Raw genomic sequence first — 26,401 nt, forward strand, 5'->3', positions numbered from 1 at the left:
CGGACAGTGAAAACGGAATCAAAATCCAGATATGGGTGGCCCTGATCCTAAATCTGCTGTTCACGGTGCTTCATAAACGGGTTAAGGAAGCCGAGGACTTTTCCACCATGGTGATGGTGGCGGCGAAAAATCTATGCTCTTATGTCAGCCTTGAAAAGTTTCTGCTTCACACAGAGGCCTATTTTAAAAGTATATTTCAAAAGGATCTTAAAAATGTACAAACAGAATTGTTCTTCTCTGGATAGGGGGTACTTTTTGAAAAGAATAAAAAAAGCCCTCCAAAATTAATCTGAAGCACTTTTTCTGTACTTTGTGGAATTAGTCGGACGACAGTAACTTTAAAAGATACTTTTGAAAGAGAAGCAGTAAGCCTTTCGCTCAAGCCAGACGGATTTTTTACGGAGTATATTGTGGTTTTTGAGATTGCCGACTCAATAGATGAATTTTACAAGGCCATCAAAGAAGTGCCCGGCATGTTCTTTTTAAAGGAACAATTAGAAGAATTTGAGCCGGATGAAGATTTTTATAAAGGTGACCACAAACCTTATCCCGGACGAGTCATTGCGTCTATGGTAAACAAAAAATCCATTGATGAAATAATAAGGCTTTGGAATATATTCGATAAAGACAGAGATGCTCCCTTTGACACTGGATTAGCCAAATTCAAGGATTTATTCAAAAAGTTGAATAAGGTCAGACATTATACTGTTGAAGATAGATTACTGGATACAGGATTGTCTTCATACCTAGAGGAAATAAGGGAAATGGGGCAGGATATTGTCCGATTTGAAGTAGAATTCACCTATCCGGAAAGCCGGGAAAGAAGAGACAGAGCTTTTGATGAATTCCATAGATTAATTAAAGAAGTTGGGGGAAATGTCATTCATGGTTCTCGGTTGGAATTGGCAAGCATTCAGTATTTTGCATGTTTGGCTGATGCTCCTGTCTCTGCATTTGAAAATATCACCAATCAAACCAATGTAAGATTTTTAAGAGCATCACATGTTTTGTATTTCAGGCCACCAGGACAGTCTAGTGTTTCCGCAGAATCTAATGAAACAGTCGAACTTGAAAGTGAATTTCAAGCAGAAGAGCCATTTGGAGATCCCTTCGTGGCGGTTTTTGATGGTTTGCCATTAGAAAATCATGAACTGCTGCAAGGACGGCTAGTCGTTGATGATCCCGATGGATTTGCTTCTAAATATGTTGCCGGTTCTAGAATACATGGCACTGGCGTGGCATCTACCATTTGTCATGGAGATTTAAATGGGGAAAGACAATCTCTCGTTCGACCCATCTATGCAAGGCCTGTGATGCATTACAATGGATTTGATGGAGAAGAATTTCCTCAAGATCGATTGCTCATCGATTTGCTCCATAGTGCATTTGTCCGAATGGTAAAAGGTAACCATCAAGAGGCTCCAGTAGCACCAAGAGTCAAGGTAGTAAATAGTTCTCTAGGGGATAGGTTTCGCCCATTTAGAAAGGAAATGAGCTCATGGGCAAAGTTCTTAGATTGGGCTGCATATGAATATAACCTACTCTTTATAGTAAGTGCAGGTAATTTTGTTAGTCCGATTAAGTTCACAATAGACCCAGCTGAATTTAGAAATCCAATTTCAGAAGAGGGTAAAAAGTCTTTTTTAGATCAAATGCTGAGACAGGATTTCAATCGGAAAATTCTTTCACCTGCTGAATCAATAAACTCACTTACAGTAGGAGCATTAAACAAGGACATGGCTGAAATTGATCCAAGTAACCCCATGTTTTTCGCTAGAATTAATGTTAGCGCTGATCATGGATATTTGGCTCCTTATTCCAGGTTTGGCTGGGGAATGAATGGTTCTGTAAAACCGGATATTCTGATGCCAGGGGGGAGAGCATTATTGAGAAGAGCACCAGCTGATCGGGGCACAGATCATGTGAATCTCAATTTTGAACAAGGTGGATTTACGAATCCTCCTGGAATACGTGTTGCATCAGCAGGTCCGGAAGGTCAGACAAACCATGTTTCCTATCAATTCGGGACGACTTTTTCAGCAGCCCAGACAACCCATTTAGCCGGAAATCTCATGGAAGTTTTGCTACAGCTAAACCAAGAATCCGGTCCAAGTCAGCAAATAGCTGAGTCCTATTTTCCGGTGCTGGTCAAGGCATTGATTGCTCATGGTGCAAATTTGGGAGAGAACTACAGCCTCTTTCGGGATTTGATTCGTGAATTTCCATCGGTGGAGAATAATCAGGTAAAAGCTAGAACAGCAGCTTATACTGGTTATGGAGAAGTTAATGCTCCTCGCGTGCTCTATTGTACTGCACACAGGGTAACGCTTATAGGAATCGGGGAGCTCACTTGGCACGAACAGGAAAGTGCCCACATTTTCAAATTCCCTTTACCGACTTCCATTTCTTCACAGGTTGTACAGAAAACACTCGTGACGACTTTGGCCTGGTTTTCACCCTGCAATGTTTGGTCAAACAAATACCGGATTGCTCATCTCTACCTTTCCAATTTTAGGAACAATGAAGATTTAACCTTGGAAGATGGAATGTATGATTTCAGAAAAACAAGCCGAGGTACTTTACAGCATCAGGTTTATGAAGGGAATAGAGCTGACGCTTTTATCGAAGGTGGATTTTTGATCGTAAAGGTAAACTGTCGAAAAGATGCCTCTGATTCGGAATTAAAGTTTTGGAAACGAATCAAATACGGACTAGCAGTCACTTTGGAAATCCCCGACACTGTTGAGGTTGATATCTATGAGGAGATTAGGGAAGCTATTCGAACTCAGGTTAGGGCTTAAAAATTCTACTTCAATTATGGTAAATACCGATCAACCAATTTCGAAAAGAGAAGACGACTATTTTCAGAGATATCCCTTTGCAAATCGAATAGCAGCAGTTATTCAAGGTCATTCAAATAAGGAATCCTTTGTTGTAGGAATTTATGGCAAATGGGGAGAAGGTAAATCCTCCGTGCTGAATTTTATGAAGGAGGAGCTAGACAAAGATTCCGATATAGTCATCATTGATTTTAATCCGTGGCTCTTTTCAGATGAAAAACAATTATTGATGTCATTTTTTGGTGTTTTGGCAACAGGGATAAATGTTTCATTAGATAAGAAAAAGGAAAAAATTGGTAAAAAGCTTCTGGACTATGCTGACGCTATTTCTTCGGTTGGTGCTTTAGCAGGATTTTCAGGAGGGAAGGGGGTAATGGAATTTTTTGGTAAAAAGCTTTCCAATGTTTCACTCGATGAATACAAAAGCAGAATCAATAATTCCTTGGAAAAAGCTGGCAAGCGTGTAGTTGTAGTAATGGATGATATTGATAGATTGAGTATTTCAGAGATAGAGGTCGTATTTCGTCTGATTAAACTAGTGGCTAATTTCAACAATACAGTTTACTTGTTATCTTTTGACGATGAGTTGGTTGCATCCGCTTTGGATAGATCCTATTCAAAAGGGGGTTATGATTATCTGGAAAAAATTATTCAATTACCTCTTGGACTACCTAAAGCCCAAATATCTGCAGTTCGTGATTACACTCTAACTTTGATTTTAAAACAGTTTGAAATACACAATATTAAATTGGTCGATTCTGAGAAAGATAGATTTATAAGATTATTTGATCAATTTTTTCTAAAATTCATTCTGACTCCTAGAGTTGCAGTACGTATTTCAAATTCTATTTCATTTTCGATTCCACTACTAAAGGGTGAGGTTAATTTGGTTGATCTTTTGTTCATTGAAGGGGTGAAGGTTACATTTCCTCAGACTTATGAGTTTATAAAGAAAAATCCATCACTTTTTACGAGTTCATATAGATCATTTGGGTTTCAGGAAAAAGATGGACCCCAGAAAAAAGAAGATGCAAGATTGCGGATTAAGAATCATCTCAAGCTGTATTCTGATCAAACTCAAAGTCAATTTATTGATTTTCTAACCGAGTTATTTCCTCAGCTTAAATCTGTTTTCGGTTTATACTCGGTTGGTGATGATAGTTTGAATGGATGGTATTCACAAAAGCGGATTTGTTCGGCAAGGTATTTTGAAAGGTACTTTACCCTTGTAGTATTAATAGGAGAATTACCAGATGTGGTTTTTGATGACATAATTGAAAGATTAGGTTCCAAAGACTATTTGGATAACAAGGAAGAATTACAATCCCTTTTTTCTGACTTGAATGAATCTGAATTTGCGTTGAAAATTCAGTTTTTGGAAAACTCTTTTTCAACAAGTCAAAAGGAATACGTGGCACTAAACCTTGCTTTGGTGGCATTAATTTTTCCAGTAAAGGATTCCTCCGGTTCAAAAATGTTAGCTCCATTTCAACAGGTAGCATATTTTATCCAAAAATGTGTTGAAGATCAACCCATTGAAAACTGGGGAGAATTTGCTGTGAAATTGGTTGATTGTGCTGAACCACTAAATTTTGCGTTTGAGATCTGGAGAGTACTTCACCCAAAGAGTGATGGAGGATCAAGGCCAAATGTACTTTCAGAAGAAGCTTTCAGCAAGGTTTCAGAAAGACTTTATCAAAGATGTAAAGCCAAATTTACATTGGATCAGCTGTATGAAGAAATTGAAGATTCTTATTTCAGATATCTACTCGAGATCGGAAGTAGGATAGAAAGGGATAGAATAAAGGAAGAAATGAAACTGTGGCTAGAAGAGGACAACAATAACTTTCTGAAACTCCTATATGCCTTTAGTCAAACTACTCATTCGTATTCTGGAGGGAAACATGGGGGTAAGACATACAAGTCAAATTTTAGTGAGACCTTTTATAGATTATTGGAAAAAGTAGTGGATATAAACTTTTTCTATTCCATGTCGCTCGAACTGTTTGGTGATCAATCTGATTTCGAACCGACCTCTGATCGGGACGAGCTTTCTGATGAGCAACTCGTGGGATGGTTTCAAAGAGTTCATTTGAAAAAGGCAATTGGCGAGGTAATTCAAGATGATATAAATACTGATTCATAGTTGTTCATTGATTTTAGCGGATTCAATTCCCAAAAAATCTCCCCTCCAGCTTAATTTTTTCTCTTTTACCCCAAAAAATACCCAGTACTGTGTATTTTTCTGAATCTGAAATTCACTTTCTTGTGACTACTAAAGACTTGAAAGTAAATGTATGTAAAACAGTTTTCAATTCACCTCAACAAACTAATTCTAAATTAGAGAGCAGTCCTAACCGGATTAGAATTTTCAACTGGAGCACTGCTCAAGCTCCCTCTCCTCTACGAGAGGGGTGGGGTGAGGTAGACCAAGGCCGGTCCCCCGTGCTCCCGAAAAGCATCGGCCGAAAGTAGTTATTGTTGGCAGCATGCGGGGTAGGATAAGAGGCCAATTGCAAATTGGTAAGGATATAAGGGTAGGACAAGGCGTAAGGAAATCTTTTTTAAAAAGATTTTAGCCTTTGGCCGGAATGCAGGGAAGGAAAATCCCACCCAGTCCAAACGATAATTTAACTACTCCCAAAAGGGGGGACAGTTTAACGAAAATGAAGTCAATTTAGAAGCGTATCAACCAGAGTATCCGGTTTTTTTGCGTAAATGAAAAAGTTGTACATTATTTCAGGGTGTAACTGAGCGGGTAAAACAACTGCATCCTACACAATTTTACCTGAGATTCTTGACTGTAAGGAATTTGTGAATGCTGACGAGATAGCGAAAGGCCTTTCTCCCTTTCGCCCGGAGAAAGCAGGCATTGAAGCAGGTAGATTGATGTTGAGAAGAATAAAATTACTACTTGAATCAGGAGAAAACTTCGCGTTTGAGACTACACTTTCTACAAAGAGTTATGTGAACTTCATTGAAAAAGCAAAAGCCGAAAACTACCAGGTTACCTGCTTGTTTTTCTGGCTTAATTCTGTAGAGTTAGCGATTTCAAGGGTTGAAACAAGGGTAAAGGAAGGCGGTCATAACATTCCTGAAGACGTTATTAGAAGGAGGTATAAGCATGGACTGAAGAATTTTTTCAATCTTTTTCTACCGAAAGTGGACAATTGGCTTTTTGTAAACAATTCGGGGGATACATATGAAATTATCGCAGAAGGCACAGCAGATGAAATTAATGTGAACAATTCGCAACAGTGGAAGGAACTTAAAGAAAAATATTATGGGAACTAAAGAGCAGTTAAAAGAAGAACGGGACAGAATAGTCAAAGGACTTGAAGAGACTTATAGAAAGCTTGTCATATTTAAGAAATCAAAGAAAAGCCCTATGATTGTGGTAAGAAACGGTAAAATTGTAGAAGTTGATGCCAATGAAATATTACCTACCACAAGTTATAAACGAAGCGCCGGCACTCTTCCCAATTCCTAAACCGGAACCATCCTGGTATCCATCAGTCAACTGACCGTGGATGAGGCCAAGCTGGAGGAAAGGTTGCTTCAGTCGGTGAAGTAAGTCTATAAAACCTGAATACTTTAAACCCGGGCAGGAAGTCTTGTCCGGGTTTTTTTAGCATTACAATAGATTAAAATATTAGTCGATTGTTTTTTCTAAGTTAAATTTCATTGTTTAAGAATTAATTGCTCTACAATAGTGGAATCATTTTGACTCCAAAATCACCTCCATCTGTGACTTTTGTCATTTCCAAGTTTGACAGGATGGGGTAGCTTCGGTATAGAATCTCATTTGAGGGATTTGACAAAACTGGAGAAATCATGAAAAAGAACTTGGGAACTACTGATAAAATCATCAGGCTGATTTTAGCTGCTGCGCTGGTTCTATTGTATTTTACAGGAACCATCACCGGAACATTGGGTATTATTGGCCTAGTACTCGCAGCGGTATTTACGTTGACAAGTATGGTGAGTTTTTGCCCACTGTATGCAGTCTTCGGACTTAAGACTTGTAAGGTCTAAAAGGCTTTAAATTCTTGTTAGACAATTGATAGTGCTTTCAATTTAGGGGAAAGACCGGTGGCCTATGCTGTCGGTTTTTTTGTACTTTCTGTTTTTCGGTACGGACTTCTTTCATTTTTTTGTTAAATAGCTTTTGCAAACCCAAAAAATGAAGGAATTACTATGAACCGAAGAAGAGAATTTTTGAAATCAACCGGATTGGCTGGTTTAGGCCTTTTTGGTGCAGGAAGTGTCCTCGCGGAAGAGTTTCAAAACTTACCGCATGAGGCAAAATATGGTGCATCCAGAGTGCAGACTTTTAATATGAGTGGTTTTGCAGCTCCAAAAATTGAAACCGTTCGGATAGGCATTGTTGGATTGGGTCAAAGAGGACCCGGCGCAGTAGATCGATTAAGCAAAATCGAGGGAGTTGAGATCAAAGCACTTTGTGACTTGCTTCCTGAGAGAGCGGAGAAAGCAAAGAAATCCCTGGAAGGGACTCCCCATAATCCTGAACTCTATTCCGGTAGTGCTTATGCCTGGAAAAAAATGTGTGAGCGACCTGATTTGGATCTTATTTACATTGCAACTCCTTGGGAATGGCACGTTCCGATGGCGGTTTTTGCTATGGAAGCAGGAAAGCATGCTGCGGTGGAAGTACCTGCGGCAAGGACGCTGGACGAATGCTGGCAATTGGTGGAGACTTCTGAGCGAACCAAAAAGCACTGCATGCAACTGGAAAATTGCTGCTACGATTTTTTTGAAATGATGACCTTGAAAATGGCTCGGGAGGGATTTTTCGGCGAGGTTTTGCATGTGGAGGGAGCCTATATCCATGACTTGCTTTGGTTGAATTTTGATAAGGATAAGGGCTATCAGGGAATGTGGCGATTGGAGGAAAACTTCCGAAACGGCAATCTTTATCCGACACATGGGCTGGGCCCAATCTGTCAAATCCTGAATGTGAACCGTGGTGATCAAATGGATTTCCTGACCTCGGTTTCTTCCAATGACTTTCAGATGAAAGCCAAGGCACAAGAATTGGCACAGGAAGATCCGTTTTGGAATTCGTATGCGACAAAGAACTATCGCGGAAATATGAATACCACAGTAGTCAAGACAAAAAAGGGTAAAACCATCATGATCCAACATGATGTGACTTCACCTCGGCCTTACTCACGTCTTCATGTGGTGAGTGGGACAGAAGGCTATGCGCAAAAGTATCCTGATCAAAAAGTGTCAAAAGGGCACAGTTGGATGAAAGAGGATGAAATGAAAGAGCTCCAGACCAAGTATACGCCTGAGATCGTGAAGAAAGTAGGAGAACTGGCCAAGCAGATCGGAGGACATGGAGGCATGGACTTTATGATGGACTGGAGATTGATCGATTGCCTGAGAAATGGCCTACCCTTAGATCAGGATGTCTATGATGCGGCACTTTGGAGCTGCATCACGCCCCTGAGTGAGTGGTCAGTAGCCAACCGATCCAACTCAATCGATGTACCTGACTTCACGGGTGGTCATTGGAAAACCAATACGCCAGTTCCGATTACCCTCGAGGGGGGAGGGACTACTAAAGTAAGAGTCTAAGCAAAAAAGGAGGCGAATTCGCCTCCTTTTTTAATTCTTACCTAGTGCCTGATTCACTGTTTTTCTCAGTTTCTTCGGATTATCCTTGATCTTAGTTAGGTCAATCACGGCCACTCTTCTGAAATCTATCGGATGGCTTTCGCTTTGAAGTGAAATATAGCCTTCCTTCAACAGTTTTCCGTCAATTTTCACGGATGGGTCTACAGGACTCACATTTCCACCACCGATCTGAGGTTTGAAATAGCTTAAGACTGTGTCTGTTCCGACTAAATGGTGAACGGCTTCATCGCCCATGACAATGAAGTTGGCCTGAACCCATTGGTCTCCATGATAGGTTTCGGACTTGGAATTGATGCAGTGCGGGGTGAAAAGTGTATCCGCCATGACCACATTGGTACCGGGAGTACAGAGATTGCATGTGGTCCTTGGGTCTTTGCCGTTGCCGCCAAGAAACTGCGCTTCGATCGAGATCGGGAAATCTTGATCCTTCAGCATGGTCTTGGGATCTTGGGAGTGAAGCATCGCTCCGCTGTTTCTCAGCGCCCAGCCTTCACCTCCGGGACATTGCTCCCCAACAAATCGATATTCAACTTGTAGGAGGTAGTAGGAAAATGGGGTTTTATAGAAAATATGACCGTACTGTTGGTCAAACTGCGTGTATCCATCGTATCGGACTTTCATCATTCCGTCTTCAACACGAAAGGTGTTTGCAAAATTCTCTCCCACTTGATGAGTTCGGATTTTTACAATCCAATCATTGATGTCTTTTCCGTTAAATAGCTCCTGCCATTTTGTATGCTTGCCGGCAATGGTGAAATTCCATAAAAAGATAATTCCTACGAGGGCAAGGAATCTAAAGCCTGTGATACGTTTCATTCATTCTGTTTTTTAATCCTTAGCACTGCCCAAACCGGGTAGTGATCAGAAATGGTGATATGGGATAAAACTTTGTATTCTACTAAGTCAAATTTGCGGGAGTCATACCAAATGTAATCAATTCTGGCCCCGGTTTCGGGAGTTCCATAGGTGTTTAGCGTATCCCCGGCGACGGCACCTGCTTCTTTCCAGTGGTTAGGGATCCGTTGATATTCAGGCGAATCAGGCGTAAAGTTGAGATCACCAACCCATATCACAGGTTTATCTAGAGTAGCTGCATAGGAAAGTAATGAATCCAGTTGAGCAATTCGATTCGCTTCAAACTCATGACAGAGATGAGTGGTGCCGAAGTAAAATTCCTCCAGTGTCTTGAGTTCGGCTTTGACCCAAGCTATCGCCCGAGGCTCACCACCCGCGGGATTTGGGAGGTTTACGGTATGATAGTTTGAGCCTTTTTTGACCAGTACTCCTTCTCCATACCCTCCGCTGTCGTATTCCATGGCTTTTCCAAAATACCCTTTGTATCCAGTTTCTCTTGCAAGTTTTTTCATGAAATCAAGGTGTCCGCTATACAAGGTATCGGATCTTACCGTCATGCTGTCCACCTCCTGAAGTCCAATTACTTCGGGTTGTACCTGAATAAGAAGGTTGGCCAAATCGGCCAAGTTTGGTGTCGCTGGCTTATCAGCACGTTCACCGTGAAGGATATTGAAAGTTAAAATTTTTATTTCCTGTGCAGAAAGAGGAAATGCCAAGAGACAACAGGCAATCCAAGCGAAGAAAAATTGCTTCATTCTCAAATGTATAAAATTGTATTTTACATCAGTATCCGAATTTGATGAAGGGAGAAAGAATTTTATCAAAATAATTATCCTTTTGCTGAATTAAAGTTGAAAGTGGAACTTTATTTCAGAAAGGATTTGAGCATCTACTCAAGCTTATTCAGTTTTTCTTCTTTTTTTCATCTCTTCCGCAAGGGCCTGCTCTATTGGACGTGAACTTTCCTCCAGTTTTTGGATGATAGCGCGGTAGTTTTCATCATCACGATTCTGTGAGAGTTTTGCGCTTGCATGTGCTTCAGTGATTCTTATTTCAAATCCAACGAGCGCTCGGATCTGACTTTCCAGATAGGGAGTGGACATTCTCTCTACCCGTACTCGATTCGGTCTGACTCGTTCATAGCCTTCCACAAGATTTTTTAAGTGGTCCATCATTCCTCGCCTTCTATGATTCTTATCTTCCCATAGACATGAACGGCCAAATAATTCCAAGTGGGTACATTCTCATGATTGTACCAGGAAGAAGAAATGTAGGCATAAGGTCCCTGAAAATTGACCAATACCTCCTCCATTTTTTGCCAAAAAAGTGGGTATTTTTAAGGAAAAAATCTACTTTAGTTAAATGGAAAATCAATCCACCGACAGACTTCAACTGGCGGCAAAGTTTGTCAACAATACTGGGGCTCCGATTTTTTTAACAGGGAAAGCAGGTACAGGCAAAACAACCTTTTTGAGAGACCTAAGTCACCTGACTCACAAGCGATTTGTTATTGTGGCTCCTACTGGTATCGCGGCGCTCAATGCCAAAGGTGTCACGATCCATTCTCAGTTTTTGCTGCCATTCGGCTCTTTTCTTCCTACTCGGGAGGCGGAGGGTAACTTTACGGATCACAATGGATTCTATACGCAGCAGACCCTCGCAAGAAGGCATCCCTTGAATCAGTTTCGACGAAATGTACTCAAGGCGATTGACCTGCTGGTAATCGATGAAGTCAGTATGCTTCGGGCCGATATTTTGGATGCCATAGACTATCGGATGCGGAGTGTCAAGCGAAATTATAATGTTCCCTTTGGTGGAGTGCAGATCCTGTTGATAGGCGACCTCTATCAGTTGCCGCCGATAGTCAAAGATCAGGAGTGGACAGTGCTGAGTCGATTTTATAAGTCGATGCACTTCTTTGAAGCTAAAGCGCTTCAAAATTCAGGAATGGTCTATCTGGAATTGGACAAGATTTTCAGGCAGCAAGACGACGTGTTTATCCGGATTTTGAATCACCTCCGGGATAATTGTGCTACTGCAGATGATGTCAAGATCCTCAATCAGCATTTTAGAACATCAGATCAAATCAGTGACTTGCCTCCCTGCATAACCCTGACTACACATAATTACAAGGCAGATGAGCTTAATCTCCGTGAACTTCGAAGTTTGCAAACGCCCTCTTTTTTCTACGAAGCGGACGTGGAGCGGGATTTTCCGGAAAATCTATTTCCACTTCCTCAATCCATCGAACTGAAAGTAGGTGCACGTGTGATGTTTATCAAAAATGACACCTCTGGATTATCCTCCTACTTCAATGGGAAATTAGCAACCGTAATCAGTCTCGAGGAGGAGGAGATCAGGGTAGAAATGGATGACTCCCATCAAGAATTCATCCTGAAAAAGGAACTTTGGGAAAACAAAAAGTACAGAATCAACCCGGATACCAAAGAACTGGAGGAGGAAGTGATTGGGACTTTTGCCCAATATCCGATCAAACTTGCCTGGGCAGTGACCGTGCACAAAAGTCAGGGACTGACCTTTGATCGGGCCATTATCGACGTGGGACAGGCCTTTGCGCCCGGACAGGTCTATGTAGCATTGAGCCGGTTAAGGAGTTTGGAAGGACTGGTCTTGCGTACTCGGGTGCAACCTGATGTGATCTACTCCGATCCCAAAGTGGTGGATTTCACGCTGGGAACGGGTCTTCAACAAAATCTGACAGACTTGCTCTCAGCTCATCAAAGTCAGTATTTGAGCCAGTTAATTCAGGATACTTTTGAGTTTGAAAGTTTGACCAAATCAATCAGTCAGTTTGATAAAGATCAGGAAAGCAGTCTTGAGTTTGAAGACGAGACATTGAGAAAAGACTTGCCTGTCATCTTTGAAGCCTTGGCTTCGGAAGGGGAAAATACCCGAAAATTCCGAACGCAGCTCATGATTTTACTTCAGCAGGGCGAACACGAAAAACTTTTGCAGCGTGTCGAAAAAGGATCAGCCTATTACCTTGATTTTTTAACCGGAGTTTTGGAAAAAATGATTCTTCATGAGATCAAAGTGGAGGATTTTTCCAGAATAAAATCCTATCAAAACGGGCTGGAAGAGCTTGAGTTGGAGATGATCCGAAAGTACCTGGGGATAGCCAAAAGCGGGCGGCTGATCCAATCGATTCTCAAAGGAGAAGTCACCGGAAGAATGCCTGAGATCGAACAGCAAGCAGCTTCACTTCGAAAATCAATTGTGGATACTGTCCGAAGAAGCTTGCCAGAAAAAGCCAAATCAAGCACTAAAACAGGACGAAAAAAGGCAAAAGAGAAAATACCAAAAAACCCCAAAGCGAAGAAGGAAGATTCCAAGGCGGTAAGTCTTGCGATGTTTTTGTCCGGAAAAACTCCTCAGGAAATAGCTGAGGAACGCGGCTTTGTGCTGGGTACGATCATGGGACACCTGTCCTTCGGTGTGAAGTCCGGAGTGCTGAAATTGGAACAATTGGTAGCAGAAAAGGACATCAGGGAAATTCAATCAGTCGCCGGGAAATATGACTCACTAAGACCCTATTTCGACTATTTTGAAGGAAAATATGACTTCGGGACACTTCGGTTGGTATTAAATTTGGAAAATAATAACCGAGAATTGGAATAGAAAATCCCATTTTATGCCTGTGTCAAACTCCTTAAAGGGAAAATAAATTCCCAATAGGAGCCCATATTTACCGGTAAGTCAAAGCACTGAGTTCTTCTTTTGATTTTTTTTGGATTCTCCATTCTGGCATGCTTTTATCTTCATTTTTATCCTTCCCTGGACTGTGCCTCAAGTTTTTAAAATTCCAAAATCTTCACTTGAAACAAATGAAAAAATCTCCTCCATTACCAACAGATAGACAAATTCCCTTAAGTAAATTTTGGTCGAAAGCATTCTTCATCGAGACTTTACTCAATGGACTGATTTTGGTTTTGCCGATGATCATTATTTTATTTTTGTTATCCTTAATATTTAAGTTTGTATTTAATCTGGTTTCTCCGATCAGCTCTCTATTGGATAAAAATGCGGATGAGCATAATTTTTTGATCAATATCCTGGCATTGCTGATACTCATAGTTTTGATTTTTATGATAGGCTTGGCAATAAGAAGTGCCAGAAGTTTCAAAACCTTTAAAAGTTTTGAAGATAGATACTTGTTGCGTATACCTTTATACTCTACACTTCAGGAGACCATTGCGCAATTTACAGGACTTAAAAAAATGCCGTTCAGTCAGGTAGTGCTGGTTGATGCTTACAATACCGGTGTCTTGCTTACCGGATTTATAACGGAGAAAGCCTGTGACGGAATTTACACCGTTTTTGTTCCCACTGCACCAAATCCAATGAACGGTAATATTTACCATGTGCCCGTCAGGCAGATACGGTTTTTGGACATTGAGTCTGAAAAAGCCATGCGCACAATTATGGGTTTGGGGACAGGTTCTTCAGTTTTGTTTTCAGCGAGAGTTAAAACAGAAGAAGTCGAAGAGCTGGATGAGGTGAAGAAATTTCCGATTGCAAATGATACCAATCCCGAAGTTGAATAAATTCTGACTAAAGTGTATGAAACTTTAGAGATCCTAGAAACCCTTGATTTGAGCCATGGAAGCCGTTTTAATCGGCTGCCGGTGCAACATCAATACATGGGTTGGGTCAAGACACTCATGATGGTCAAGATTCCCTCTTTGTAATTTCCTAATCTTAGGTTTTCATTGGGGCTGTGCTGATTGTTATCGGCATTGACTGTCGGAATAGTAACAGCCGGAATACCCAAAGCGTCTACAAATGGTGAAATGGGAATGGATCCGCCGGAAATCCGGATTTGAACTGGGGCTTTGCCGAAAGCTCGATCCATGCTTTCTCTCAGCCAAGCTCCAGCTTCTGAATCCATGGAAGTTCTGAAGGCTTGGTAAGAAATTGATTTTTTCACCTTCACGATTTTGGGATACTTCATTCGCTCTTCGTCTGTAGGATCAGCTTCTACAATGTGAAAACCTAGGTCTCTAATGTGATTTTCAATTAGGCCAAAAAGACGATTAGGGTCAGATTCCGGCACCAGTCGCATGTCGAGTTCTGCTACTGCAATTTCCGGGACGATTGTTCTTGCCTCCTGCCCAACCCAAGCCGAGCGCATTCCGCGGATGTTTAGAGACGGATATTGAATGCTTTCCTGATAGCTTTGTCCAACTTGATCTGTTCGGGAGATTCCCAGGCGCCTTTTGATGGCAACTTCATCATCTGGAACTGCCGCAAGAATGGCCTTTTCTGACTCACTGAGTGTGATTCCGTCATAAAATCCCGGGATCACCACCCTGCCATTTTCATCTTTCATACTTGCCAAAAGCTGAGCAAGGAGCAGTGCCGGATTAGGTGCGTAGTTGCCATAATGCCCGCTGTGTTGCGGAAGTTTAGGGCCGTAAGTCGTCAAAAACAATTCAGAAATTCCCCTTGCGCCATAGCTCAGCGTGGGTTCATTACTGGTGTGGCGTGGGCCATCCATGATGAGCATCAGGTCGGCGTCGAGTTTGTCCTTGTACTGAATCACGGCAGCAGGAAGTCTTGGCGAACCCTGTTCCTCCTCAAAATCCAGGATGATCTTTATTGAATAATCAGGAGAAATTCCAGCCTCCTCCAAAGCGTCCCAAGCACTGATAAACATGGCCAAAGGACCCTTATCATCCGAACTGGACCGGGCAAAGATTCTCCAATCGGCATTGTACTCATGTTTGAGTCGATCCATGGGAATGATTTCCCAAGTGCCGTCAGCTTTTTGTTCTTTCAGGACAGGAACATAAGGATCCGGCTGAAACCATCGGCTTCGATCTACGGCTTGGCCGTCCACATGAAAGTAGAAAAGTGCCGTTTTCTTTGCATTCGGTTGCTTCTTTTCCACCAAAAGCAAAGGAATCCCACCTGTCTCCAAGCGCTCTTGCGTCCAACCTCTTTCTTTAAATGCATTTTCGCACCATTCAATATTAACCTCGATTTGCTCCGGGAAAACCGCATCATTGGGCATGGCGACGATCTCATTCAGCAAGTTCAACGCGGGCTGCCATTGCTTTTCTGTGAGCGCTTCAAGCTCGGATTGATTTAGCGATTGAGCTTGGAGAGCTGTGCAAAAAAGGAGTGAAATTGCAAGGAAAGTAATTCGCATGGTTGGGTGGATTTCCAGAAAAATAGGCAAAAGTGTGACGAGGTCCAATGCGTTTTGCCTAAAAGAAAAAAGAAAGAAATAAGTCGGGACATTGAATCAATTAAGACTTCCCAATCCCGGCTTTATTCTAGGGTTCTTCATGTCAAACAATTTGAAAATGAATTCCTTCTAAGAAGTTTTGCCTTCTGGCAAATCAACAATCACTGATTTAATTTTCGTTATTATCTCCGGAGTGATTTCTTGTAATCCATGTACGATTTTGGCATGTTCTGAAGCTAGGTTCAATACTTCTGTTTCAGTTTTAGCTTTGATTACACCCTCGCAATCAAAGCCTACATCTCGGCAACGAATTAGTTTTTCCATTTTGGTTAGTGTTTAGTTTTACAAAGAATCAGTACACAAACATTCGATCACTATCAATCGACAATTGCAAGAGTACTTTTGGCAATGCAAATTCATAAGGCTTGTCTTTGAGATCCGCTTCAGTAAGTCCGCGGGCTTTGCTTGACATTCCGGACAAATAAAATTTTCCCCCACTTCTGACAATGGAATCGTAATGGTCTCTCAGTTTTCCCGTCCCAAGACCGGCTAAATTATCGAGCACATCATTGCGTAACAGCTGAACGGCATCTCCGGCAAGAAATAGCATTACAGTGTGCCCTTCTTCAACTGCGGTTTTTGCCACCAAAAAACCTAAAGCTGCGGTTGTGGGATTTTCGGGTCCGTTTGTGATATGAATGAGGATTTTGAGCGGGCCATCCTTTTCATTTTCTGCTTGCGCAAAGGAGTTGGTTGAGAAGCTAACCAATGAAATTAGAAGGAATGATTTAATTAAAAGAAGTGCTTTCATGTTGAGAAGAGGTTTTGTATAAAGTAAACAACGCTTTGTTGTTTAATACTTTAAGTATAAAACCAGATCTCAAAAAATATGTGTATCAAATGATACACTACTGAAAATAAATAGTAAAAAACAGATTATTAGATTGCTAATTTACCTTGTCTACTTGTTGAAAAATTGCTTTCAATACAATAACTCAATATATCCCCGGTGAAGCTTGACGAGGTTTTCTTTCTCAAATTGCTTCAAAATCCTTGAAATTACCACACGCGTAGTTCCCAAATCGTTTGCTAAAGTTTGATGGGAGACCGGGATTTTTTTTGAACCTTCATTCTTGAAATATTCCGAAAAGTAGTCCTTTACACGAATTTGAATAGGTTTGAAAGCCACATTTCCAAAAGCTGAAAGCAGTTCATCGTATCTGCTTTTAAAAGTCTTGAGGATAAACTTATTCCATGAAGGGTACTTAAGCTGCCACTCTGCAATCAAGTGGGCAGGCAAAACAAGAATTTCTGAGGGCTTTATAGCTATGCCGTTTGCAGTGCTGTAGTAGTCAAAATAGGCGGCTGAAAGAGACATCATGCAGGTTTGCTCCGGCCCAACGTAATACAAGAGAATTTCCCGGTCCTCATTTTCCTGATATACTCTCAGTAGTCCTTTGATGACGATGGGCAAAAAATTCAGATATTGACCTTCACGAATGAGGATGTCGCCTTTCTTGGCTTTGATGATTTTTCCGTGTTTCAGGATTTCTTTTTGGAGCTCAGGTTCAGAAAAAGATTTTAACTCCTTGAATAAGTCTGCTGATGTTTCCATAAAAATGAGATTTGTTAAAACCTTAATTTATATCATGATCTGATTTAAATTGAACTAGAAGCTTTTTTTCTAGTAAGCTGATTCTAAAGTGAATTCATAGTAGAGATGAGTTGCGAAACTTGTCCTCGATGTCGATCAATATGAAATCGCAAAAACTCCAGGCGTTGATGGAAATCCAAAGCTCCTGAGATCGGGTGGTGCTGGGCTTGGAGTCTCAGTTCATTTTCCTGCAAGTCTTGGGCAAAAGCTTCAAGAACATTCTGCATATTCAAAAAAGATGTCTTCCAAAAGGATAAAGAACCCCCTAATCGTGGTGCAGCTACAGCAGGAACCTTTTCGAGCGGTTGCCAAGTCCTCTCAACGATTTGTTCGATGGATAAATCCTTATTATTGAACTCATAAGTGCGAATCATTTCCCCTTCTCGGATGGCGTGAAGTGTTTTCCACATACCTAAAATCCCTCCCTGTTCCGCCCAATACAGATGTTCGGTATTTTCGATACTATTCCAAACTTCAGAATTTGGCTTCCACCTCGCCTGAAATTCTGAAAGGTTAGCTATTTGATCCAAGTATCTGTTTCGTGCGGTAGAGACATCTTGTACAAGCTTTTGGACTTGGTTCATTGGAAATGGTTTTGGTGGAAAAAATCAGGGGGATAAAATTCCTTGACCCACTCAAATTAATCACTTGGTCAGAATAATACTAATGACTTGACTGTCTTTGTTTTCCAAAATCAAAAAAATCAAGCCTTATTTTATTTTACATTTCAGAATGGCTTGAATCATTCCAATATTAATCCTCCCCAGGTCGGAACTTCATTTGTAAACCCTGTAAAAAATTCCTCAAAATCTGATCCTTGCATTGTCGGTATTGAGGTTGAGTAGGTCGGCGGAAAAAGGCACTCAACTCGTGCTTGCTCAGTCTGAAACTTTTCAAGGCGAAAACTGCCAGCATATCGTCATCCTTCATATCCAAGGCAATTTTCAGCTTTCTGAGAATGGCATTGTTATCAAGTGATTTCTCTGCCACTGGTGTAGAGTCCTCTTTTGGACCGCGCTTTAGGATGATCAATCCATTTAGAAATGCGGCCAAATCCTTGTCGTAGATCGCCTTATACGCTTCATCTTCGTCCTTTTTGAGCCAGTTGCTTACTTCTTCCCGGGTGACAGTAAGGCCACCTTTGCTGAAAATATCCATCATCACAAAGTCATTGAAATCGAAAGTGTAGCGGAGGGTTCGAAGGACGTCATTGTTGCTCATGGAGACAAAGATGCTTCAATTTAATGGCAGAGGCTCAAAAGGAAGGGAGAAATTTCCTCCCTTGGTAAAAAAAACCTTGTTTCACAGATGGCACAGATTTGCTTCGCTCAAGAAATTGTTCCCGTTGATTTTCGCAGAAAAAGTCGCAGAGTCTCACAGATTATTTCCCTTAGATGGCCACAGAAAAGAACATAGATACTTATGGGTTTCTGTTGCTGGCTGCTCAAAAAAAGCTTTAGCTTTTCTCTGTGTTCTCTGAAAAGCCTGGAAATATCGAAAGGGTATGCAGTTCTAAATAGTTTTAAGATGAGCCAAACTCCTCTCTTTTTTTCTCTGTGGTAAAATTTTTCCTCTGATAGCTGCAGAAAGTGACGCTGAAACGCTTTAATTTTCTCTGGTTACCTATGTGGCTGCGGTGAATAAATACGACCTTTGACCCAGTTCAAAAATCAAAGCCCTTGTCTACCAAAGTCCTTTTTATTACGCCTCCTTTTACCCAGCTCAATACCCCTTATCCGGCGACTGCTTACATCAAGGGATTTTTGAATACGCTTCAGGTCTCCTCCCGGCAAGCTGATTTGGGAATTGAAGTGATTTTGAAACTTTTCTCCAAAAAAGGACTCAGCCAAGTATTTGAAATGGCTTCAGGCAAAAGCGAGGAACTTTCAGAGAATTCTGCCCGAATCTTGAGAATGAAGTCGACTTATTTGCAGACGATCGGGACAGTCATTGATTTTTTGCAGGACAAAAATCCCACACTTGCTTACCATATTTCCGAAGGAAATTTCCTGCCCGAAGCCAGCCGTTTTGAGCAATTGGATGATTTGGAATGGGCTTTTGGCACTTTGGGAGTTCGGGATAAAGCAAGGTATCTGGCGACCTTGTATCTGGAAGATATTGGAGATTTGATTACCGAGGCAGTAGATCCTCATTTTGGATTCAGCCGCTACGCCGAGCGATTGGGAATGTCTGCTTTGACTTTTGACGAAATGGAGGAAGCGCTCCATCAGCCGATGAGTTTGATCGATTCGATGCTGCTGGAGCTTTTGGAAGAAAAAATCCAAACCTGGAATCCTGAGTCCGTGGCCTTTTCGGTGCCTTTTCCGGGTAATCTCTATGGCGCGCTGAAATGCGGTCAATACCTCAAGCAAAACCATCCCAATATTAAAATTTGGATGGGAGGCGGCTATCCCAATACGGAGCTTCGTTCGCTAAAAGATCCGCGGGTTTTCGATTACATCGATTTCATTACCTTGGACGATGGGGAAGCTCCGATTCAGCTTTTGCTGGATTATTTGGATGGAAAAAGAACCCTGAATGAGCTGAAACGGACCTTTTTTCGTATCGATGGCGAAGTCAAGTTTTTGAATAATTTCGCCGTAAAAGACCTTCCTCAGCGGGAAGTCGGCACGCCGGATTACAGCGATTTGAAGTTGCGGGATTACCTTTCGGTCATTGAGGTGGCAAATCCCATGCACAGACTGTGGAGTGATGGCCGCTGGAATAAGCTGACTTTGGCGCATGGTTGCTATTGGGGCAAATGCACGTTTTGCGATATTTCGCTGGATTACATCGGTCGCTACGAACCGATCAATGCTTCGATTCTTTGCGATCGAATCGAGGAAATCATGGCTCAAACCGGTACAAATGGATTTCATTTTGTAGATGAAGCGGCACCTCCTGCATTGATGCGGGACCTGGCAATTGAGATTTTAAGACGCGGATTGGTGGTGGTTTGGTGGACGAATATCCGCTTCGAAAACAGCTTCACCGCTGATCTTTGCCGCCTGCTTCGGGCCTCGGGTTGCATTGCTGTTTCGGGAGGCCTGGAGGTAGCATCGGATCGGCTTTTGGCTCTGATCAAGAAAGGAGTGACCGTCGCACAGGTCGCTCAGGTAACAAACCATTTCACCCAATCAGGCATCATGGTTCATGCCTATCTGATGTACGGTTACCCAACTCAGACTGGGCAGGAGACGATCGATTCCATGGAAATGGTGCGCCAATTATTTGAAATTGGAGTTTTGCAATCCGGTTTTTGGCATCGATTTGCCATGACGGCCCATAGTCCGGTGGGTTTGGACCCAAAAGCTTTTGGTGTAATGCGAACGGATTTGGAAGTGGGAACTTTTGCAAATAATGAACTGGATTTTAACGATCCCGTGGGAGTGGATCATGCACTTTTTTCCGAAGGACTTCGCAAATCGCTCTTTAATTACATGCACGGAGTTGGGTTTGATATTCCGCTCCGGGATTGGTTTGATATCAAAGTTCCGCCAACTTCAATACCTAAAAAATACATCGAACGGCAGATTCAAGGCGAGGCGACTCCGAGCTATCGCGATCAAAATCGAATTATCTGGATAGGTTCGCCCCCTGAATTAATGGAAACGGAGGAAGGAATCTGTGAATTGATTTTTTCCGGGAAAAAAGAAGACTTCGCCATTGAGCTTCCCATCGAGTTGGGCGAGTGGGTTTGTTGGCTTTTGGCAAAAGTCGGCTATGAGAAAGACCTAAATACACTGAAGCCGATCCGGGAACATTACGAGCAGGAATTGGGAGATTTTCAGGAATTGCTGGACTCTGAAGTTTGGGAGATTCTTCGTGAGCACGGATTGTTGGTTTTTTAAAAAATAGACCTTTCCTTTAACTATCATGCTTTTCGGCTTAATCCAATAGTAGTTTTTGTTTCGTTCCTTTTAAACTTATCCGTCATTCACGGATTAAGTAAATACACCTAATTCTTTTATGCAATCAATTATCCGTTTCCTTATTCTCAGTCTTTGCCTTTCCACTTTTGGGTGCGCTTTCAAATCCGTACAGCGAAGCAAAAACATTTCCTACATGCAGGCGAATTCAGAAATGAATTTGCCGGAAAAGCAGCTGAATATTTTTTCGCCCAAAAAAGCCAAAAATCTCCCAGTTTTGATCTTCTATTATGGGGGAAGCTGGAAAAGTGGCAAGAAGGAGTTGTACAGTTTCCTTGGAAATCGATTGGCTCGAAGAGGTGTAGTTGCTGTGATGGTCGACTATCCGCTCAACCCGGAATTTCAAGTGCCTTCGATGGAGGCAGCGGCTACCAATGCCGTGATCTGGACCGCTGAAAATATTAGAGAATATGGTGGGAATCCTGATCAGCTCTTTGTTTCAGGGCATTCTGCCGGGGGACATTTGGCAAGTTTGGTTGCGGTGAAAGACTCCAATTTTGAGCAACTCGGGAAAGAAAATCCATTGAAAGGGGCAGTTCTGATCGATCCTGCGGGTTTGGATATGTATTCCTATCTGATGGAAACAAGTGAAGGAGAGGGAAAGAAATACACGAATGCTTTCACCACTGATCCCGAGATTTGGAAACAATCTTCGCCGATTTTCTTTTTGGAAGCCGGTCAGATTCCGATGTTGATTCTGGAAGGAGAGGAAACCTATCCAAGCATTCGGGCAGGAAGGGGTAGATTTACGAAAGTGGCAGAAGAAAAGGGGTTGGATGTGGAGGTAAAAATCTATCCCAAGAAAAAGCACATTCCGATGATTACCCAGTTCCTTTGGACTTGGAGTAGGGGATATGAAGATGTGTTAGAGTTTTTAGAGAAAAGGTGATAAGAGGAAGTATCAAATCCGTGAAAATTTACCGTTATAGAAGTTGGTAAAATGCCAATTGGAAAAAGAACCAAGACATATTAGATAGTTTTCCAACAGCCCAAATCATTAAAGGGAATAGAGCCGGGTTTAAAATAGTTGGTAATAAATATCGACTGATCATCGAAGTTAATTTCGATGATAACTTGGTAAAAACTTGTTTTATAGGTACTCTTTCAGAGTATGACCAGATAGACGCAAGTACAATCTAATTTTCGACAAAAAATGGAAATCTAAAATAGCTGGTATCTCCTTGAAAATGAAGCTGATTTTGAATTAGCAAGAGAGCGCTATGAAGCTTTAAAGAACTCCGTTGAAGGCTCAAAAGACCATGAGGAAAAAATGCTTTTGGTGCATTTGATGTTAGAATATGAAAACAAATTATGGGATCTGCCTGAGGTTGATCCTATCGAAATAATCAAAATCCGAATACAGGATTTTGGGTATAACGCAGCGACTTTGGCCAAAGAATATGGTGACAAGGGAACAGTCAGCAAAGTGTTGAATTACAAGCAGTCGCTTTCGCTATCCATGATTAGAAAATTTAGCCAACTTCTTAAAATACCAGCGGAATGGTTAATAAAAGAATGTCCATTAAAGAACGCGGGCTAAGAAAAGGAGAACCCTTAGTTTCATTGTAATATTTTTTCCTCGCTATTATTCGAACGCCTGATAGATCATTTGCTTAAATTTATTTTCATAGTAGGAGCTGTACGGTGCAACCTGTGTCATGAAAATGGCGACCATCTCCTCTTTTGGATCTATAAAGAAATAGGTACAATAAGCCCCGTTCCAATAGAATGTGCCTTCTGAGCCCAGGGCTTTGGTATCAGCCAGGTCATCCACTACAGCAAAGCCAAAACCGAAACCTTTTCCCGGATCCTGAAAAAGATCCTTGCTCTGATTCATACGCATGAGTTCTACGGTTTTGGAACTTAGGTATCTTTTCCCATCCAATTCACCTCCGTTTAGCATCATTCTGGCAAAAAGCGAATAATCCTGTGCTGTCGAAAAAAGCGCGTTGGCTCCTGCGAAAACTGTAATTCCTGAAGTTGCGGTTTGTCTTGGAGATTTAATCAACTTGCCAGCGTCGTCATAGGTATGCAGTACTGTCATGCGCTTTGCCTGCTCTTCTGAAAGATTGTACCCGGTATCCTTCATTCCCAGCGGGTCAAAAAGTCGTTTCTGAAGGAATTCAGCTACCGTCTGACCGGAGAATACTTCAATCAATCGCGCCAAGATATCGGGGGAAGCGGAATAGTACCATTGCTCACCGGGATGCCCATAGAGTGGAAGCTTTGCATAAGCTGAGACCCTTGCGGCAATATCCTTGTGCTGGGTGTAATAAAGTCCCCGAATGACCTCTTCATCGACTTTTGTACTTCCCAATCCATGTGAAAATCCAGCCGTCTGACTCATCAGTTGAGCGATGGTGATCGGTGATTTGACAGGTTCCAAACCTCCTTCAGTTCCCAGCTTTGGGTCTTTGGCAACCTTGGCATCCTTAAATTCCGGAAGGTATTTGTGAAGTGGATCGTTAAGAAAAAAGTGACCTTCTTCATACAGCATCATAAAAGCCGCGGTAATGATAGGCTTGGTCATGGACTGAATGTAGTAGATCTGATCTGAGCTAGCAGGAGTTTTCGCAGAAAAGTCATTGTATCCCAAGGCTGATTCATGGACTTTTTCGCCGTTTTTATAAACTAAAGTGACAACACCGGGTAATCTGCCTTCATCGATCTCGTTTTGGAAATAGGCGTCGTAGCGGGTAAGACGGTCTGTGGAAAGACTGGATTGAGCTAAGCCTGAACAAATCAGGACTAGTGAAAAGAGGATTGTGGAAAGGGTTTTTTGGATCATGTGTTTTTGGGAGTAAAAAGAGACTCGAATTAGAAATCCTTAGTCTCAAAAGGGTTCGATTTTAAGAAATCAATTCGCTGACCAATAAATCTTGATCCAATTCTTCCCAATGGATTCCTTCTCCATTTCCGACAAACCTCCAATTTTCCAACTGCTCTTTGGTAGCTTCCCGGAGCCTTGGAAACCATTCAAGTGGAATTCCAATTTCACGACCGTCTTCCAAGAAAATGGTCATTTTTTCATTCGAAAAAGCGAGATTTACAGCTTGGTTCGATTTAAGATTAATTAAAGTACTCATCCCAGCGTGTTTCTAATATTTCTAAATTCAATTAGATCAAAATACGAATTTCCCGCAACTCGATGGCTGAAAACTTTTTTGATACCACCAGTTCGATTGGGTTTAAATTGAATTTGGCCGTCATGCCGGATTTTTCGGTATGAACATGCTTTGGCAAATGATCATTGCTATAGAAGAAAAATCTAAATCCATTTTGCTTGAATATGGTCGGCATACTTCTAAATTTAATCAAAAACTTATTTGATTCATGTCTCACCTTGAAACCTCCTACACTACCCATGATGGCCTAAAACTTTACCTCCAAGCTTGGATGCCAGAGAATCCAATAGCCGGAATGTTGCTTGTTCATGGTTTGGGAGAGCATAGCGGTCGGTATGGACATATAGTCGAAAAGCTAAATAACTTGGGGGTGGCGGTATTTACCTTTGATGGGAGAGGTCATGGAAAATCAGCTGAAGGAAAGCCAACGGCCTACTTTGATTCTTATGAAGACTACTTAAAGGACATCGATGCACTTTTTGGAAAAGTAAAAGCCTATCTCCCGGGAAAGCCTTCCTTTCTTTATGGACACAGCATGGGGGGAGGATTGGTGGCAGCCTATGTTTTGAAGTATAAACCTCATGCCACGGGGGTAATAATGAGTTCGCCTGCGATCAAAGAGGCAGAGGGCACATCCTACTTATTGATTACACTTTCGGGTTTGATGAATAAACTTATGCCTAGGTTTAAAGTCTTGAAATTGGATGTGGCTGGAATCTCCAGGATTCCTGGAGAAGTGGAGAAATACAAGACAGATCCACTGATATATCAGGAAAATATTCCTGCCCGGACGGGCTATGAGCTGTATCAGATGATGCAGTACATCCAAAGCCAGGCAGCGAATTTTAAACTTCCATTTCTCCTGATTCATGGAGACGCGGACAGACTGACAAACCCAAAGGGATCAGAATTGCTAGCTCAAAAAGCAAAATCAGCTGATAAGACCTACAGGATTTTTCCGGGGGGATATCATGAGCTGATCAACGATTCTGATCGGGAGGAAGTGATGATGGAGATTATAAATTGGGTAGAAAAAAGGATTTGATTTTATCCAATTGCTCATTGGATTCGATTTCTTTCAATTCTCTCTTTGGCTTCGATTAAAAGTTGGTGGAGCTTCTTTTCCAACTCCTTTTTTGGAGGCATTTCTGTCCAATATTCCGCGACCATTATTTTGTCTTTGTGCATTTCCAGCAGTTCAACTTGCTCTTTATTTGTTTCGGCACAGAGAATTAAGCCGATAGGTTCCTTTTCTCCTTCTTGTCTTTCATGTTTGTTGAGCCACTTAAGATAAAGATCCATTTGACCTTTAAACCCGGCTTCAAATTTCCCGATTTTCAGCTCAATTGCGACCAAACGCTTTAAATTTCTATTGTAAAACAACAAGTCCAAATAAAAGTCCTCCTCATCGATGATCATTCTTTTTTGGCGTTCCATAAAGGCAAATCCTTTTCCCAGCTCTAAAATGAATGTTTCCAACTCCTGAAGAATCGCTTTTTCCAGATCGTTTTCGAGATAGGTATTTTTTAGTCCAAGAAAATCCAATAAATAAGGGTCTTTGAAAGTGTGTTGTAAAGAATTGTCTATCTGATCCTGTTGGATATTGGCTATTTCCGACCTTTCAAATGCTTTGCGTGATATTTGATGTCTGAGATCTCTTACGCTTAATTGATTTGTAGTTACTAAATGAGAATAATAATTCCTTGCCTCGGGTAATTTCAGAGGTATTAATATCAAAAAATGACTCCAACTCAATTGTCGTGACAGTGTAACGACAATTTCAAATTCCGGAAATTGGTCAACAAATTGAATCATACGACGGACGTTTTTCTCGGTGAAATTTCGACCATAGTTGACTTCCAGTTGGGCAGAAATTGTAGCAATGATTTGTTTGCCGTACTCAGCTCGTTCATTGTTTAAAATTTCATCACTTATTCGTTTGCCAACCTTCCAAAATAATAGCGTTAATGCGCTATTGGCAACAACGGCTATTTGGTTTCGACTCTGTTCGATCAAAGAGGATAAATCCTGAAAGAGATGGGATTCGGACTTGATTAGATTATTTGTAGTCATCATTCATTTTTTTAAAACGATTTGGAAATCAAATTTTTCAAATCATTAAT

Annotated in this window: 24 protein-coding genes and 3 pseudogenes; 14 read left to right on the forward strand and 13 right to left on the reverse strand. The window is 41.5% G+C overall.

All coding sequences use genetic code 11. The features are described from left to right. The 7 genes and pseudogenes from C4S61_RS00005 to C4S61_RS00035 form a co-directional block, all read left to right on the forward strand. Positions 1–245: pseudogene (locus C4S61_RS00005) on the forward strand (IS4 family transposase); the annotation flags it as partial. A 165-nt stretch (positions 246–410) separates the two neighbouring features. Beyond that, positions 411–2,801: a S8 family peptidase gene (locus tag C4S61_RS00010; RefSeq protein ID WP_103922756.1), complete on the forward strand. Its 2,391-nt coding sequence runs from the start codon at positions 411–413 to the stop codon at positions 2,799–2,801. Between the two features lie 16 nt (positions 2,802–2,817). Further along, positions 2,818–4,986 (forward strand): KAP family P-loop NTPase fold protein, encoded by a 2,169-nt coding sequence (locus C4S61_RS00015; protein ID WP_160111178.1) that lies wholly within the window; start codon positions 2,818–2,820, stop codon positions 4,984–4,986. Between the two features lie 668 nt (positions 4,987–5,654). Then, the gene (locus C4S61_RS00020; protein WP_262494998.1) at positions 5,655–6,134 is read left to right on the forward strand and encodes a zeta toxin family protein; all 480 of its coding nucleotides are present in this window, start codon (positions 5,655–5,657) and stop codon (positions 6,132–6,134) included. Continuing rightward, positions 6,124–6,330 carry a hypothetical protein gene (locus C4S61_RS00025; RefSeq protein ID WP_103922758.1) on the forward strand — a complete coding sequence of 69 codons (207 nt, stop codon included), beginning with the start codon at positions 6,124–6,126 and terminating at the stop codon, positions 6,328–6,330. The genes C4S61_RS00020 and C4S61_RS00025 overlap by 11 nt, the downstream gene beginning before the upstream one ends. A gap of 344 nt (positions 6,331–6,674) precedes the next feature. Beyond that, positions 6,675–6,875 (forward strand): YgaP family membrane protein, encoded by a 201-nt coding sequence (locus C4S61_RS00030; RefSeq protein WP_103922759.1) that lies wholly within the window; start codon positions 6,675–6,677, stop codon positions 6,873–6,875. 162 nt (positions 6,876–7,037) lie between these two features. Next, the gene (locus tag C4S61_RS00035) at positions 7,038–8,444 is read left to right on the forward strand and encodes a Gfo/Idh/MocA family protein (RefSeq protein WP_103922760.1); all 1,407 of its coding nucleotides are present in this window, start codon (positions 7,038–7,040) and stop codon (positions 8,442–8,444) included. A gap of 30 nt (positions 8,445–8,474) precedes the next feature. Here C4S61_RS00035 and C4S61_RS00040 read toward each other — a convergent pair whose 3' ends face one another. From C4S61_RS00040 to C4S61_RS00050, 3 genes and pseudogenes are all read right to left on the reverse strand, one after another. Beyond that, entirely contained in the window at positions 8,475–9,320 is an 846-nt protein-coding gene (locus C4S61_RS00040) for a 3-keto-disaccharide hydrolase (protein ID WP_103922761.1), read from the reverse strand. Then, positions 9,317–10,114, reverse strand: a complete 798-nt coding sequence (locus C4S61_RS00045) for an endonuclease/exonuclease/phosphatase family protein (protein WP_103922762.1) — start codon at positions 10,112–10,114, stop codon at positions 9,317–9,319. The genes C4S61_RS00040 and C4S61_RS00045 overlap by 4 nt, the downstream gene beginning before the upstream one ends. Positions 10,115–10,258: 144 nt before the next feature. Continuing rightward, positions 10,259–10,671 (reverse strand): annotated as a pseudogene (locus tag C4S61_RS00050) (FMN-binding negative transcriptional regulator). Between the two features lie 50 nt (positions 10,672–10,721). Here C4S61_RS00050 and C4S61_RS00055 point away from each other — a divergent pair. Beyond that, positions 10,722–12,998, forward strand: coding sequence for a helix-turn-helix domain-containing protein (locus tag C4S61_RS00055; RefSeq protein ID WP_103922763.1), 2,277 nt, complete (start codon positions 10,722–10,724; stop codon positions 12,996–12,998). Positions 12,999–13,204: 206 nt separating this feature from the next. After that, positions 13,205–13,924 carry a DUF502 domain-containing protein gene (locus tag C4S61_RS00060; RefSeq protein WP_160111179.1) on the forward strand — a complete coding sequence of 240 codons (720 nt, stop codon included), beginning with the start codon at positions 13,205–13,207 and terminating at the stop codon, positions 13,922–13,924. An 89-nt stretch (positions 13,925–14,013) separates the two neighbouring features. On the opposite strand, the gene C4S61_RS00065 is transcribed toward C4S61_RS00060, so the two are convergent. The 6 genes from C4S61_RS00065 to C4S61_RS00090 form a co-directional block, all read right to left on the reverse strand. Then, positions 14,014–15,531: a M20/M25/M40 family metallo-hydrolase gene (locus C4S61_RS00065; protein ID WP_103923133.1), complete on the reverse strand. Its 1,518-nt coding sequence runs from the start codon at positions 15,529–15,531 to the stop codon at positions 14,014–14,016. A 168-nt stretch (positions 15,532–15,699) separates the two neighbouring features. Continuing rightward, on the reverse strand, positions 15,700–15,894 hold the full coding sequence (locus C4S61_RS00070; protein ID WP_103922765.1) for a DUF1059 domain-containing protein: 195 nt from the start codon (positions 15,892–15,894) through the stop codon (positions 15,700–15,702). 28 nt (positions 15,895–15,922) lie between these two features. After that, positions 15,923–16,381, reverse strand: a complete 459-nt coding sequence (locus C4S61_RS00075) for a DsrE family protein (RefSeq protein ID WP_103922766.1) — start codon at positions 16,379–16,381, stop codon at positions 15,923–15,925. A 171-nt stretch (positions 16,382–16,552) separates the two neighbouring features. Further along, the gene (locus tag C4S61_RS00080; RefSeq protein ID WP_103922767.1) at positions 16,553–17,185 is read right to left on the reverse strand and encodes a Crp/Fnr family transcriptional regulator; all 633 of its coding nucleotides are present in this window, start codon (positions 17,183–17,185) and stop codon (positions 16,553–16,555) included. Positions 17,186–17,268: 83 nt separating this feature from the next. Continuing rightward, positions 17,269–17,808, reverse strand: a complete 540-nt coding sequence (locus C4S61_RS00085; protein WP_103922768.1) for a DinB family protein — start codon at positions 17,806–17,808, stop codon at positions 17,269–17,271. Positions 17,809–17,977: 169 nt separating this feature from the next. Continuing rightward, positions 17,978–18,445, reverse strand: coding sequence for a YehS family protein (locus C4S61_RS00090; protein WP_103922769.1), 468 nt, complete (start codon positions 18,443–18,445; stop codon positions 17,978–17,980). A gap of 458 nt (positions 18,446–18,903) precedes the next feature. Here C4S61_RS00090 and C4S61_RS00100 point away from each other — a divergent pair, with 458 nt between their 5' ends. The 4 genes and pseudogenes from C4S61_RS00100 (at position 18,904) to C4S61_RS00115 (ending at position 22,693) form a co-directional block, all read left to right on the forward strand. Next, entirely contained in the window at positions 18,904–21,075 is a 2,172-nt protein-coding gene (locus C4S61_RS00100) for a B12-binding domain-containing radical SAM protein (RefSeq protein WP_103922771.1), read from the forward strand. Between the two features lie 118 nt (positions 21,076–21,193). Beyond that, positions 21,194–22,042 carry an alpha/beta hydrolase gene (locus C4S61_RS00105; protein ID WP_103922772.1) on the forward strand — a complete coding sequence of 283 codons (849 nt, stop codon included), beginning with the start codon at positions 21,194–21,196 and terminating at the stop codon, positions 22,040–22,042. Positions 22,043–22,104: 62 nt separating this feature from the next. Then, a pseudogene (locus tag C4S61_RS22585) lies at positions 22,105–22,293 on the forward strand (type II toxin-antitoxin system HigB family toxin); the annotation flags it as partial. 148 nt (positions 22,294–22,441) lie between these two features. Further along, the gene (locus C4S61_RS00115) at positions 22,442–22,693 is read left to right on the forward strand and encodes a helix-turn-helix domain-containing protein (RefSeq protein ID WP_235009690.1); all 252 of its coding nucleotides are present in this window, start codon (positions 22,442–22,444) and stop codon (positions 22,691–22,693) included. 45 nt (positions 22,694–22,738) lie between these two features. Here the strand turns inward: C4S61_RS00115 and C4S61_RS00120 are convergent, their stop codons facing one another. The 3 genes from C4S61_RS00120 to C4S61_RS00130 all read right to left on the reverse strand — a co-directional run bounded on the left by C4S61_RS00120 (position 22,739) and on the right by C4S61_RS00130 (position 24,453). Beyond that, positions 22,739–23,941, reverse strand: coding sequence for a serine hydrolase domain-containing protein (locus C4S61_RS00120; protein WP_103922773.1), 1,203 nt, complete (start codon positions 23,939–23,941; stop codon positions 22,739–22,741). 61 nt (positions 23,942–24,002) lie between these two features. Further along, positions 24,003–24,239 (reverse strand): DUF2442 domain-containing protein, encoded by a 237-nt coding sequence (locus C4S61_RS00125; RefSeq protein WP_103922774.1) that lies wholly within the window; start codon positions 24,237–24,239, stop codon positions 24,003–24,005. 31 nt (positions 24,240–24,270) lie between these two features. Continuing rightward, the gene (locus C4S61_RS00130; protein ID WP_103922775.1) at positions 24,271–24,453 is read right to left on the reverse strand and encodes a DUF4160 domain-containing protein; all 183 of its coding nucleotides are present in this window, start codon (positions 24,451–24,453) and stop codon (positions 24,271–24,273) included. A gap of 33 nt (positions 24,454–24,486) precedes the next feature. Between C4S61_RS00130 and C4S61_RS00135 the strand changes: the two genes are divergently transcribed. Next, a complete protein-coding gene (locus C4S61_RS00135) occupies positions 24,487–25,323 on the forward strand; it encodes an alpha/beta hydrolase (RefSeq protein ID WP_103922776.1) in 837 nt (278 codons plus the stop codon). A gap of 14 nt (positions 25,324–25,337) precedes the next feature. Here C4S61_RS00135 and C4S61_RS00140 read toward each other — a convergent pair whose 3' ends face one another. Next, positions 25,338–26,354: a PDDEXK nuclease domain-containing protein gene (locus tag C4S61_RS00140; RefSeq protein ID WP_235009692.1), complete on the reverse strand. Its 1,017-nt coding sequence runs from the start codon at positions 26,352–26,354 to the stop codon at positions 25,338–25,340. Positions 26,355–26,401 lie beyond the last annotated feature (47 nt).

Source organism: Algoriphagus boritolerans DSM 17298 = JCM 18970, from assembly GCF_900108085.1.
GTDB classification, from domain to species: Bacteria; Bacteroidota; Bacteroidia; order Cytophagales; family Cyclobacteriaceae; genus Algoriphagus; species Algoriphagus boritolerans.